10 protein-coding genes are annotated in these 13,290 nt (G+C 66.5%); 3 read left to right on the forward strand and 7 right to left on the reverse strand.

Annotated features, from left to right (window positions below):
* Positions 1-164 precede the first annotated feature (164 nt).
* The 3 genes from L1892_RS21690 to L1892_RS21700 are packed head-to-tail and all read right to left on the reverse strand — an operon-like array spanning position 165 to position 3,971.
* Positions 165-1,865, reverse strand: coding sequence for an FAD-dependent oxidoreductase (locus L1892_RS21690; protein WP_235725851.1), 1,701 nt, complete (start codon positions 1,863-1,865; stop codon positions 165-167).
* Positions 1,862-3,403, reverse strand: a complete 1,542-nt coding sequence (locus L1892_RS21695; RefSeq protein ID WP_235725852.1) for a flavin-containing monooxygenase — start codon at positions 3,401-3,403, stop codon at positions 1,862-1,864. The genes L1892_RS21690 and L1892_RS21695 overlap by 4 nt, the downstream gene beginning before the upstream one ends.
* Complete coding sequence (locus L1892_RS21700) at positions 3,393-3,971, reverse strand: TetR/AcrR family transcriptional regulator (protein ID WP_235725853.1); 579 nt, start codon at positions 3,969-3,971, stop codon at positions 3,393-3,395. Before L1892_RS21700 ends, L1892_RS21695 begins: the two co-directional genes overlap by 11 nt.
* 383 nt (positions 3,972-4,354) lie before the next feature.
* On the opposite strand from L1892_RS21700, the gene L1892_RS21705 reads away from it, so the two are divergent.
* The gene (locus L1892_RS21705) at positions 4,355-5,938 is read left to right on the forward strand and encodes a GMC oxidoreductase (protein ID WP_372475386.1); all 1,584 of its coding nucleotides are present in this window, start codon (positions 4,355-4,357) and stop codon (positions 5,936-5,938) included.
* A gap of 27 nt (positions 5,939-5,965) precedes the next feature.
* On the opposite strand, the gene L1892_RS21710 is transcribed toward L1892_RS21705, so the two are convergent.
* Positions 5,966-6,622, reverse strand: a complete 657-nt coding sequence (locus L1892_RS21710; protein ID WP_235725854.1) for a TetR/AcrR family transcriptional regulator — start codon at positions 6,620-6,622, stop codon at positions 5,966-5,968.
* Positions 6,623-6,731: 109 nt separating this feature from the next.
* On the opposite strand from L1892_RS21710, the gene L1892_RS21715 reads away from it, so the two are divergent.
* Positions 6,732-7,715, forward strand: coding sequence for an LLM class F420-dependent oxidoreductase (locus L1892_RS21715; RefSeq protein WP_235725855.1), 984 nt, complete (start codon positions 6,732-6,734; stop codon positions 7,713-7,715).
* Between the two features lie 28 nt (positions 7,716-7,743).
* Here the strand turns inward: L1892_RS21715 and L1892_RS21720 are convergent, their stop codons facing one another.
* The gene (locus L1892_RS21720) at positions 7,744-8,946 is read right to left on the reverse strand and encodes a pyridoxal phosphate-dependent aminotransferase (RefSeq protein ID WP_235725856.1); all 1,203 of its coding nucleotides are present in this window, start codon (positions 8,944-8,946) and stop codon (positions 7,744-7,746) included.
* A 53-nt stretch (positions 8,947-8,999) separates the two neighbouring features.
* Here L1892_RS21720 and L1892_RS21725 point away from each other — a divergent pair, with 53 nt between their 5' ends.
* Positions 9,000-10,127, forward strand: a complete 1,128-nt coding sequence (locus L1892_RS21725) for an LppU/SCO3897 family protein (RefSeq protein WP_235725857.1) — start codon at positions 9,000-9,002, stop codon at positions 10,125-10,127.
* Between the two features lie 55 nt (positions 10,128-10,182).
* Here the strand turns inward: L1892_RS21725 and L1892_RS21730 are convergent, their stop codons facing one another.
* Positions 10,183-11,850, reverse strand: coding sequence for a DNA repair helicase XPB (locus L1892_RS21730; protein WP_328713204.1), 1,668 nt, complete (start codon positions 11,848-11,850; stop codon positions 10,183-10,185).
* A gap of 111 nt (positions 11,851-11,961) precedes the next feature.
* Entirely contained in the window at positions 11,962-13,158 is a 1,197-nt protein-coding gene (locus L1892_RS21735) for an RtcB family protein (RefSeq protein WP_235725859.1), read from the reverse strand.
* Positions 13,159-13,290: the final 132 nt, after the last annotated feature.

Genomic DNA, 13,290 nt, shown 5'->3' on the forward strand with positions numbered 1-13,290 from the left:
GCAACCGTCCCTTGAGAACTCCATAGCGTGAAACAACGGCGCCGCAACGGTGTCGCGTACCCGACGGCCACATCGGTTGCACAGCAACCCTTGTGGTGCGCGATACGCGACACCGTACGCCCCGATCCGTCAGGTCGGGCGGCGTATCCAGGCCGGCCGGCCGATCACGCCCACCGCTGCACCGGAGTGATCGGCAGACGGAGTGCACCCGGCGCCGATGGTGGCACGGCCGGGCGATATGGTTCGACCGCTTCCACGGGCACATAGTCCGATCCGAGTTGTGGGCGAGGGTCGGATTCTCCGGCATTGGGCCACAGCGCCATTGCGCGCTCGGCCTGTGCGGTGATGGTCAATGACGGATTGACTCCGAGATTCGCCGACACGGTCGAACCGTCTACCACGTGCAGTCCCGGATATCCGAAGACGCGATGGTAGGCGTCGACCACACCGTCCTCAGGGGAGGCGCCGATGGCGCAACCGCCGAGGAAGTGTGCCGTCATCGGGATGTTGAGCAGGTCGACGAGCGAACCGCCCGCATCTCCGTCGATCTGTCGGGCGGCGGACCGGACGGCGGTGTGCCCCTCGGGAATCCATCTCGGTGGCGGGTCACCGTCGCCGGGCCGACTTCGAAGCGCCGGCCCGGTGCCCGCCGCGAACAGTTCGATCGAGTTGTCGATGGTCTGCATGACGAGTGCGATGATGGTCCGTTCCGACCAATGGCGCACCGACAGCGACCGCGCCGTGGTGGCCGGGTGCGCGGCCATCGCGAGTATCGCCTTGAGCAAGCGCGGTGTGCGGCCGTCGCCGTCCACCAGGATCGCCTGGAGCAGTCCGATCAGGTTGCTGCCCTTGCCATAGCGGACCGGTTCGATATGGGTGTGGTCGTTGGGGTGAAAGGATGAGGTGATCGCGACGCCGCGGGTGTAGTCGGTGGTGGTGTCGCGTGCGGTGGCGGCCAGGACTGCTTCGGAGTTGGTGCGCACCACCTTTCCAAGGCGGCCCGACAGCCTCGGCAGGTTGCCGGAGCGCTGCATGGACAGCAACAATTTGTTGGTGCCGTAGGTGCCAGCGGCGAAGACGACCTGATCGGCGGTGAAGGTGCGTCGCCGGCGACGGACTTTCGCGCCCGTCCGACGAGTGTCGACCTCGTAACCGCCCACAGTCTGGTGTCGCACGCCGACGACCGTTGTCATCGGGATGATCTGCGCGCCGAGGCCTTCCGCCAGATGTAGGTAGTTCTTGACCAAAGTGTTCTTCGCGCCCACCCGACACCCTGTCATGCATGAACCGCATTGGGTGCACCCGGTGCGGTCAGGTCCTGCACCGCCGAAGTAGGGATCGGCGACGGTGCTGCCCGGTTCTCCGAAGAACACACCGACCGGGGTGCGGACGAAGGTGTCACCGACGCCCATTTCCTCGGCGACTTGGGCCATCACCTCGTCGGCGGCGGTGGTGTCGGGAAAAGTGGTCACGCCCAGCATGCGCGCCGCCTGGTCGTAGTACGGGTCGAGTTCGCTCGCCCAGTCGGTGATGGCGCCCCAGTGCGGGTCGTCGAAGAACGCGGGCAACGGTCGATACAGGGTGTTCGCATAGTTCAGCGACCCGCCACCGACTCCCGCGCCGGCCATCACGAGCACGTCGCGAAGTGGGTGCATACGTTGTACGCCATAGCATCCGAGTGCCGGTGCCCACAAATAGTCCCGGATGCGCCAGCTCGTCTTGGGGAGTTCATGGTCGGCGAATCGTCGTCCCGCCTCCAGCACCGCCACGCGGTAGCCTTTCTCCGCCAGGCGCAGCGCCGCAACCGAGCCGCCGAATCCCGAACCGACGATGAGGACGTCGTAGTGGTCGTCGCGAGTCGTCATCGGCCGACCTCAGCTTCGCGCGCCGATTGGCCGGCAGTCGCACCGTGGCGACGACCCAGACGGTGATCGAGCGGCTCGAAGTGTGACATCAGCCGTCGATAGGTGTTCGTGAACGTCGGCCACATCACCGAGTTGCGGCCGGACGAGTCGATGTACCAACTGGCGCAGCCGCCGGTGTTCCAGACCGTTCCGGCGAGTTCGTCGTCGAGATGGGAGTTGTACTGATGCTGGGCGTCGGCCCGCACCTCCACGGTGTCGATGCCGGCGGTGCGCAGGTGGGCGATCGTGGTACTGACGTAGCGCGCCTGTGGTTCGAGCATCAACACGATCGAGCTGTGCCCGAGGTTGGTGTTGGGCCCGTACAGGAAGAAGAGATTGGGGAACCCGTGGATCGACACGCCACGGTAGGCCGACGGCGATCCGGCCCACGTTTCGGCGAGCGTGGCGCCGGTGCGCCCGCGAATGTGCTGGGCGATGGGTGGTTCGGTGGGGGTGAAACCGGTGGCATAGATGAGTGTGTCGACCTCGTGCGTTGTTCCGGAGTCGTCGATCGCGCCACCGTCGGACAACGCCGTGAGTGCGCCGGTGACCGTCACGTTGGGTCGCTGCAGCGCGGGAAACCATTTGTTGGTGAGCAGCATGCGCTTGCACCCGATGGTGTATCGCGGGGTCAGTCGCTGCCGCAGCGTGCGGTCGCGCACCTGGAGCCGCAGCTGTGCCTTACCCATCGCCATGGCGATCGGCAGCAACTCCGGACGCCGCGCCATCATGATCACATAGGACTCGCGGTAGAGATGGACCATCCTGCGCATCAGGCGGTGCGACGCGGGAATGCGTCGGTACAGTTCCTGCTCGGCTTGTCCGATGCGGCGGTCGAGGCGCGGCACGACCCACGCGGGTGTGCGTTGGAAGACCACCAGGTGCTCCACCTCGTCGACGATCTCCGGGACGATCTGCACCGCCGAGGCGCCGCTGCCGACGATCCCGACCCGACGGCCCCACAAGGTGTGCTCGTGATCCCAGCGCGCGCTGTGGAATACGTGACCGTCGAACGTCTCTGACCCCGGTAGATCGGGGACTCCCGGCGCCGACAGCGCGCCGGGGGCAGCCACCAGGAACCGGCACCGAAGACCACCGAGTTCGGTGGTGACCGACCACTCACCTGCGGCGTCATCCCACTGCGCATCCAGCAGCGCGCAGCGGTAACGGATGCGGTCATCGAACTGGGCCGCGACGCCCACCAGGTAGTCGCGAATCTCGTGCTGGCGCCCGTACGTGTGTGACCAGTCGGGATTCGGTGCGAACGACAGCGAGTACAGCGAAGTGGGGACGTCGCACGCGGCTCCGGGATAGTCGTTGGCGCGCCACACCCCGCCCGCGCCCTCGGCGCGCTCGACAGCGAGGACGTTCAGATCGGGGTGGTCGACGGACAGGCGATGCAGGGCTGCCAGGCCGCCGAATCCGGCGCCGACGACGAGAACGTCGACGCGGTCGGGTAGCCGGTCGCAGCGATGTATCGGAGTGGGATCACTGGGCATCGAGGATGTCCTTCCAAGTGGTGAGTACGCGGTCGGTGAAGGCGCGGTCGGAGTCTGGGGTGCGCAGGATGCGTGAGACCGCAAGGCCGCGCGCGAGCTCCACCGACAATGCGATCTGATCGGGCGTGTAGCGCGCGCCGAAAAGCTCTTCGCTGCCCGTGGTGAGCGCGTCGGAGACCTTTTGCTCGAGGGGCGCCATGGCGATGCGCAATGCGTCGTCGGTTCGGGCGGCCACCCACAGCTCGAGCGCCGCGTCGAACAGAGGTCCGCTGAAGGCTTCGATGATCACCGAGATGTCTTCGCCGCCGGTGCGCGGGCGCTGCAGGATCTCGGTCATGCGGGCCTCGACCAGATGGCCGACAGCGGCGACGACCAGCGACTCACGGGTGGGGAAATGGTGGAGTAGAGCGCCGCGCGAAACCCCGGCACGCCGATTGACCTCCTGCGTCGTCGTACGCGCATAGCCGAGCTCGACGAGCGAGTCGATGGCGGCGTCGAGCACCCTGGCGCGGGTGGCCGCGGTGCGCTGTGCCTGGGTTCGCGTGGGAGCGGGTTCGTGCTCGGTCATGTCGGTGACGGTAGTGCGAAAATCACAAACAGTCCAGACTGCTTGTTTATCTCCGCGATTCGGCGGCGCTACTGTGCTCGTCGATCTCCGCGTTGAACTGCCGAGCCAGGCCGCCGCCGGGCATGGCGCCGTCGGAAAGTGTCCGCCGACATCACCGCAGCGGGCGACGATCTGGATTATCCCGCCGACCCCCGCGGGTCGTGATGTTCCCGGACATGCGCGTGCCCGCATGGCGTGCCTCCAGCGGCATCGCGCGAGCGAGCGGCGTCAGCGCGTGCGATCTCGCGTAGCCTTGAGTCGGATGACTGAAACATGTTTCAATATCTCCCGGCCCGCCGCCCTTAGGTGGGCCCACGAGGACGAGACGCTCGAGGGGGACTGACGTGATCGCACGTCGATCATTTCTCGGTGGGGTGGCGGCCGTGGGGGCGGCCGCGGCAACCTCATCGAATGTGGGGCAAGTGTTCTCGGCGCCTGTGCGCCGAGTGAAAGTGACCCGGGAAGATCACCGGGTGGTGGTGATCGGGTCGGGTTTCGGAGGCGGTGTCACCGCACTTCGCCTGTCGCAAGCAGGCGTGCCGGTAGTGGTGCTGGAGCGAGGTCGACGATGGCGCACCGGCCCCAACGCCACCACCTTCCCGAATCCGACCCAGCCGGACAAACGCCTGCTGTGGTATCGCTCGGAACCGGAACTTTTTGGTAGGCCAATGCCTTTCGGCCCGTATGTGGGGCTGGTCGAAACGGTCATCGGGCAGAACATGACCGCCCTGTGTGCGGCCGGCGTCGGCGGTGGCTCACTGGTCTATCAGGGGATGACGTTGCAGCCGGCGCAGGACGTGTTCAACACCCAGCTGCCAGAGCAGCTGGATTGGGCGACGATGAATAGGATCCACTACCCGCGCGTGGCGCGGATGCTGCAGATCGAGACCGCGCCGGACCGACTCATCAACACGCCGAACTACCGCGCGGTGCGAACCTTCGCCCGCCATGCCCGCTCCGCCGGTCTTCCGGTGTCCAAGATCCCCATGCCGATCGACTGGGACTATGCGCTCGCCGAGATCGAGGGCAAGATGAAGCCGTCCTACACCGACGGTTCCGGCGCGATGGGTGTCAACAACGGAGGCAAACATTCCGTCGACGTCACCTACCTCGCCGCGGCCGAGCGCACCGGACTGGTCGATGTGCGCCCGCAGCACGAGGTGACCGATGTCGCTCGCGCACGCGACGGCCGGTGGACGGTGCATGTGGATCGCATCGCGTCGGACGGGACCGTGCGGGAGAAGAAGATCCTCACCGCCGGTGCACTGGTGATGGCCGCGGGCAGCCTCAACACCACCAAACTGCTGGTGCGCGCGTCGGCGCGTGGATTGATCGGCGACCTGCCCGACGGACTCGGGCACGGGTGGGGAACCAACGCCGATCGAATCTACCTGTGGTCGGACCCATCGGGTGGTTTCGGCGCAGTGCAGGGTGGCCCGGTCGTGTACGGCAGCCTCAACTGGTCTGATCCCGACCGCGCCCATACGGTCATCCAAGCCGCCATACCCGGTTTCGGTCTCGACTCACACAGCACGATGATGGTTGGTTTCGGAGTGAGCGATGCGCGTGGGCACTTCGCCTACGACTCTGCTGCCGGGGAGGCCAAACTCTGGTGGCCACACGAGGGCGACGCGCGGATTCAGAACGGTGCCATCCACCCAACGGCCGCCGCGATCGCCGGGCCCACCGGGATCCTCACCGACACCAACGCGGTGGTGCCCTCGACGTGGCATGCGCTCGGAGGGGCGAACATGGGGCCGGTGTGCGACCTCGAGGGTCGCGTGCACGGTCAACGCGGTCTGTACGTTCTCGACGGTGCGTTGATCCCCGGCAACACCGCGGCATGCAATCCGTCGATGACGATCGCCGCCGTGGCCGAGCGGGCGCTGGACGAGATCGTGGCGCGCGATGTGGGGTCGATCATCTGAGCTTTCGTGCGGGGCACAAGGCGAGAACTAGGCGGGCGACGAGTCGTCGGATGGTCCGACGACCGGCGCCAGCCACATGCCGACCAGAGCGTCGACGACCTGATCGGAGACCTCAGACCACGAGCGGGTCGCGGCGCCATCGGCGCACGCCCGCTCATGGTCGGCGAGGGTCAACACGATCATGTTCCGGGCCATGGTGTCGCGGATCTCGAGGACCGACGGCGGCAGGGCGGGCAGCGCCGAATAGAGCCCGGTGAGCAACGTGATCAGCTCGTCGGAGATATCGGCCTGCTCATACAGCGTTCGACCGTATTGGGGGTCGGTGGTGATTTGCGCGCAAAATCGCGCGAAATAGGTTGGTGCACCCAGTGAATCCAGGTAGTCGGTCTGCGGGCGGACCAGACAGCTGATCCAGTCGCGCAATTGGACCGTCGATCCGAGGTCGGCCAACATCGTCCGCCGGATGGGCTCGATCGCCGCGTTGTGGTGAGCGAGGATCGACCGCACCAGTTCGAGTTTGCCGCCGAAGTGGTAGCCGACGGCGAAGTTGTTCCCCTGCCCGGCGGCCTCACTGATCTGGCGGTTGGAGACCGACGAGATGCCCTGTTCGGCGAACAGTCGTTCAGCGGTGCGGAGCAGGAGACCCCGGGTGTTCGCCACCTGCTCGCTGCGGCCCTTTGCCATCGGACTCGTTCTCCTGCCTGCCCCCGACCGACCCCGCTGTCGGACTCTCGTCCCAGTTTAGGGTGTGCGACCGTGGCCGGCCGCGCCCTCACGACGGTAGCGTGTGGTCATGCGCTTCGGTCTCTTCATTCCCCAAGGCTGGCGACTCGATCTGACCGGGATACCGCCGGCCGACCAGTGGTCGGTGATGTCGGGCCTGGCCGGCCGTGCCGACACCGGCGCATGGGATTCCATCTGGGTCTATGACCACTTCCACACCGTCCCGTTGCCGACCGACGAGGCGACCCACGAGGCGTGGACGCTGGTGTCGGCGTTCGCCGCGACCACCTCTCGAGTGGACATCGGGCAGATGTGCACGGCGATGAGCTATCGCAATCCGATGTACCTGGCGAAGGTTGCGGCGACCGCCGACCTGATCTCGGGTGGTCGGGTGCAGATGGGTATCGGGGGAGGATGGTACGAGCATGAATGGCGCGCCTACGGTTACGGTTTCCCGTCGGCCGGGGAGCGTCTTGCACGCCTGGACGAAGGAGTGCAGATCATGAAACAGGCCTGGGAACTGGGCCGAGCCACGTTGGACGGCAGGCATTATCAGGTCGACGACGCCATCTGCGCTCCGCAGCCGGAGGCCGGGCGACTCCCGCTGTGGATCGCTGGTGGCGGGGAACGCAAGACCTTGCGGATCGCGGCGAAGTACGCCGACTACACCAATTTCGACGGGACGCCGGACGGCTTCGCCCACAAGTCCTCGGTGCTGCAACAGCATTGTGCCGACCTGGGACGTGATTACGACTCGATCGTCAGGTCGGCCAACTACAACGTGATCATCGCCGAGAGTGACGCCGAGGTGGCGCAGCGGCTGGACGCGCTCCAGGCGCGGTTGGCAGGATTCGTGCCAGCCGACGTGGCGAACGCGACCATGAGTGCCTTCCGCGGGATGCCCGCAGTGGGTACGCCGGAGCAGGTCATCGAGAACCTGTCCGGACTGTCCGAGGCCGGGATGTCGTACGGAATCTTCTATTTCCCCGACATCGCACACGACACCAGCAGTCTGGAACTGTTCGAGCACCAGGTGATGCCGGCCTTGCGTTGATGCCCCGGGCCCCGCGTTGATGCCGGGCTCAGAGTCGTCGAAGGCGTTGGGCCGCCTCGGCGATCACGTCCTCCCGCTTGCTGAACGCGAATCGGACCAGATGACGCCATGTGGACTTGTCGTCGACGAACGCGCTGACCGGCACCGCCGCGACGCCGATCCGTTCGGGCAGCATGCGACAGAACTCGATTCCGTCGGCATAACCCACCGGACGCGGGTCGGCGCAGACGAAATAGCTCGCCTCGCTGCGATGCACATCGAACCCGGCATCGCGCAACGCGGCCGACAGCAGGTCGCGTTTGCCGGCCAGCTCGGCCGAAGATGCTCGTACCCAATCCATTTCGTGGTCGAGGGCATGGGCGACCGCGGGCTGGAACGGGCCCGAACCGACATAGGACATGAACTGCTTGGCTGCGCGTGCGGCCGCCACCAGGTCGGCGGGTCCGCTGACCCAGCCGACCTTCCACCCGGTGCAGTTGAACGTCTTTGCCGCACTTGAGATGCGCAACGTACGTTCCCGCATGCCGGGGAAGGTGGCCAGCGGCCGGTGCACGCGTCCGTCGAACAGCAGGTGCTCGTAGACCTCATCGGTCACGGCGACGACATCGTGCGCAACGCACAACCGGGCTATCTCGGCGAGGTCATCATCGGCGAGCACCGTACCGGTCGGGTTGTGCGGCGAGTTGACCAGGATCATCGATGTCTGCGGCGTGAACGCTTCGGCCAACCGACTACGATCGAGCCGGAATCCGTCCGCGTCGCCGACGAGCGGGACGGTGCGTCGGTTGCCGCCGGCCATCGCGACGGTGGCGGCATAGGAGTCGTAGTAGGGCTCGATCATCACCACGTCGCTGCCGGGCTCCACGAGTCCCACCACCGAACCGGCGATCGCCTCGGTGGCGCCCACAGTGATCAGCACCTCAGTGTCCGGGTCGTACCGGAGCCCGTAATGGTGATCCTGGTGGCGGGCGACCGCGTGGCGAAGCTCGGCCACGCCGATGCCCGGCGGATATTGATTGTGGCCTTCGGCGATCGCCCGCGCAGCCGCAGCCAGCATCGACGCCGGACCGTCCGTGTCGGGGAAGCCCTGGCCGAGATTCACTGCTGAATGCTCGACGGCCAGCGCCGACATCTCGGCGAAGACGGTGGTGCCGAAGGGACGAAGGCGGGAAACGGTGCGCACGCAGTCCAGGCTGACATACTCGGTGGCGCGGGCACACCCGTCGGTCATCGGGTTGACAGCATCGCCCCGAGTCCGCGTCGGCAGCGGTAGCATCTGCCACTATGACAACGCCGCCGGGACCACCCCATCCGGATTCGACAGACGGCCCGGAGAATCAGGGCACCGAATCGGCCGCGCAGCCGGGGCCGGGCGCGCAACAATATCCGGGCGCCCAACAGTATCCGGGCGCGGAATCTGCTGCCGGACAATATCCATCGCCGCAACAGCCGTCCTATCCGCCCGGTACCCAGTACCCCGGCGGCCAGTATCCGAGTGGGCAGAATCCTGCAGTTCAGGACCCGGGCGGCCAGCAGTACCCGGGCGCACAACAGTACCCGGGCGCACAACAGTACCCGGGCGGCCAGCAGTATCCGGGCGCGCAGCAGTATCCGGGCGGCCAGCAGTATCCGGGCACGCAGCAGTACCCCGCGGGTGAGCAGGCGGGTGGACAACCGCCCTATCCGGGATCGCAGCAGCCCGACGCCGGCCCACAGGCATATCCGGGACAACAGGCATATCAGGGACAACAGGCGTATCCGGGACAACAAGTCTTTCCGGGGCAGCAGCAACCGCCCTACTCTGGCGGCCAGCAGCCCTATCCGGGCCAGCCGTATCCGGCAGGTGCCTACCCGTCACCCGCATCGGGTAAGCGGTCCAGCAAGCGGTTGTGGTGGGTGATCGGCATCGTCCTGCTGTTGCTGGTGGTGATCATCGGTCTCGTCGTGTTCGTGACCCGCGATGCGGTGACCGACAGCGACGACGTCGCCGTCGGCGACTGCGTCACCATCAGCGGCAGCCAAGCCGAGGACAACATCAGCGCTGCCAAGGCGGACTGCGGATCCGAGGGCGCCTTCACCTTCTACGTGGCGCAGAAGATCAGCGGCGGCTCCTGCCCCAACGACGACTACTCGCGGCTGTACTGGTTGCGCGACGGTGAGGAGACCGGGGAGCAGTTGTGCCTGGTCCCGAATCTGACCCAGGGCGAGTGCTATCAGATCCCGGTCGGGGGGCTGCCGACCGCAAGCCTCTCGGACTACCAGCAGGTGGAATGCGGGGCGATCAAGGCGGCCGGCACTGAGATCTTGCGGGTCGAGAGTCGAACCCAGGGCCAGCCGACATGTGCCAGCACCCAGTTGGGTGTGTACTTCGCGCTGCCGAACCCGCTCGGATACTGCCTCGGCGAACCCTGAGGCCGGTCGAGCCCTGTGTCATCGGGGACCTCGACCGGACCTCATCCGGTACCGATCAGCTCGCGGATTCCTCGCCGATGGTCGGTCCGAGCAGATCGTCGGCGTCGGTGATCCGGTAGGCATAGCCCTGTTCGGCCAGGAAACGCTGGCGGTGCGCCGCATAGTCGGCGTCGAGGGTGTCGCGGGATACCACCGAGTAGAAGTGGGCCTGACCGCCGCCCTTCTTCGGTCGTAGCAGCCGGCCGAGCCGTTGCGCCTCTTCCTGCCGCGAACCGAAGGTGCCCGACACCTGGACCGCCACCGACGCCTCCGGGAGGTCGATCGAGAAGTTCGCGACCTTGGACACCACCAGGGTCTGCAATTCGCCCGACCGGAATCGGTCGAACAGGGCCTCGCGTTCCTTGTTCTTGGTCGATCCCTGGATCACCGGTGCGTCGAGTTCGCGGCCCAGTTCTTCCAGCTGGTCGATATAGGCGCCGATGACCAGGGTCTGAGACTCCTTGTGCCGGGCCAGGATCGACTTCACCACGTTGACCTTGGTGTGGGCGGTGGAACACAGCTTGTACTTCTCGTCGGAGTCGGCGACCGCGTACTGCAGGCGCTCTTCGTCGGTCAACGTGACGCGCACCTCGACGCAATCCGCCGGCGCGATCCACCCCTGGGCCTCGATGTCCTTCCACGGGGCGTCGTAGCGTTTGGGGCCGATGAGGCTGAAGACGTCGCCCTCGCGTCCGTCCTCACGCACCAGGGTCGCGGTGAGTCCGAGCCGACGACGTGACTGCAGGTCGGCGGTCATACGAAATACCGGTGCGGGCAGCAGATGGACCTCGTCGTAGATGATCAGACCCCAGTCGCGCGAATCGAACAGATCGAGATTCTTGTACTCGCCCTTCGACTTGCGCGTCATGACCTGATAGGTCGCGATGGTGACCGGACGGATCTCCTTGCGTTCGCCCGAATACTCGCCGATTTCCTCCTCGGTCAACGAGGTCCGTGCGACCAGCTCGCGCTTCCACTGTCGACCCGCGACCGTGTTGGTCACCAGGATCAGCGTTGTAGCACCGGCCTTGGCCATGGCAGCCGCGCCCACCATGGTCTTTCCCGCACCACATGGCAACACCACCACACCGGAACCGCCGGCCCAAAACGAGTCGGCGGCCAGTTGCTGATAGTCGCGCAGGTGCCAATCGTCCTGCTGTAGGTCGATGGGATGGGCTTCACCGTCGACGTAGCCGGCCAGGTCCTCCGCCGGCCAGCCCACTTTCAGCAGGATCTGCTTGAGCCGACCCCGCTCGGAGGGATGCACGATCACCGTGTCGTCGTCGATCCGGGCGCCCAACATGGGCGCGACCTTCTTGTGGCGCATCACCTCCTCGAGCACCGCCCGGTCGAGGCTGACCAACGTCAGTCCATGCGCCGGGTGCTTGACGAGCTGCAGCCGACCGAACCGGCCCATCGTGTCCACGATGTCCATGAGCAGCGGCTGCGGCACTGCGTACCGCGAATGGGTGACGAGCGCGTCCACCACCTGCTCGGCGTCGTGACCCGCGGCGCGGGCGTTCCACAGCGCCAGCGGGGTCACCCGGTAGGTGTGCATGTGTTCGGGTGCACGCTCGAGTTCGGCGAACGGGGCGATCGCCGCGCGCGCTGCCGGCGCGCCGGGGTGATCCACCTCGAGCAGCAGCGTCTTGTCGGATTGCACGATCAAAGGTCCATCGGTCACCCGATCCATTGTCCAGATCGGCGCAACTCCTGTCAGTGGTGCCGAGGTCGGCCCCCGACGCCCGCCGGGGGGGATATCCCTCGAGCGCAGGTCAGGAGCCGATATCGGCACTCAGCCCTTTACGCACACCACCTGACGCAGGTGGGCGACCACCTCGACCAGATCGGTCTGCGCCGCGATCACCGAGTCGATGTCCTTGTAGGCCGCCGGGATCTCGTCGAGGACTCCGGCATCTTTGCGGGACTCGACGCCGGTGGTCTGCGCGACGAGGTCCTCGGTCGTGAACGTTCGGCGTGCCCTGGACCGGCTCATCCGTCGACCGGCGCCGTGGGACGCGGAGTAGAACGACGCCGCCGACCCCACCCCGCGGACCACATAAGACCCGGTGCCCATGGACCCGGGAATCAGCCCGAGCTCGCCGTGGCCGGCCCGGATCGCGCCTTTGCGGGTCACCAACAACTCGAGGCCGTCGATGTACTCGGCGGCCACGTAGTTGTGGTGGCAGCTGATCGGGTCGTCGAACCGGACGGTGCGGGCAGCGAAGGTCTCCGCCACGGCCGCGCACACCAGCGCGAGCATCACCCGGCGGTTGCGTGCCGCGTACTCCTGCGCCCACTCCAGATCGTGCCGGTAGGCATCCATCTCGGCTGTGCCGGAGAGGAACACCGCGAGGTCACGGTCGGGTAGATCGGCGTTGTGGGGCAACTTCGCCGCGATCGACATGTGGCGTTCGGCGAGTTCCTTGCCGATGTTGCGCGATCCAGAGTGCAACATCACCCAGACCGCGTCGTCGTCGTCCAGACAGACCTCGATGAAGTGGTTACCACCGCCGAGTGTGCCCAACTGCTTGTGCGCCCGGCCATCCAGTTTCTGTACGCCGTCGTGGAGTTCGTCGAACCGCTGCCAGAAATCACCCCAGCCGCCACCGACCTGCAACGGGCGCAGATCGACCGGTCGGGCGTGCGAGGTGAATCCCACCGGCACCTTCGACTCGATCGCCGACCGTAGCCCGGACAGGTCGTCGGGCAGGTCGTCGGCGACGAGGTCGGTCCGGACCGCGGCCATTCCGCACCCGATGTCGACACCGACCGCCGCCGGGCAGACGGCGTCGCGCATCGCGATGACCGAACCGACCGTGGCGCCCTTGCCGACATGGACGTCGGGCATGACACGAACCCCGTGCACCCAGGGCAGGGCGGACACGCGACGCAGCTGGTTGCGCGCCTCGTGCTCGATCGACTCCTCGTCGGTCCACAGTAGAGTCGACGCACGAGCGCCCGAAAGGGCAACGGGGAAGCGGGTGTTCATGACGATCCTGGGTCGCGGGGGCCTGCCGCGGTACGCGACGGGCTCGCCCTTCGATGGGGCGGCGCACTCACCGTACGTTGGTGGGTCGGCCCGGTCGAGAGAATTTCGGCGTGGTGTCCCGGTTCTCCGGTG

This window comes from Gordonia tangerina, from assembly GCF_021556435.1.
In the GTDB taxonomy this organism is placed as follows: domain Bacteria; phylum Actinomycetota; class Actinomycetes; order Mycobacteriales; family Mycobacteriaceae; genus Gordonia; species Gordonia tangerina.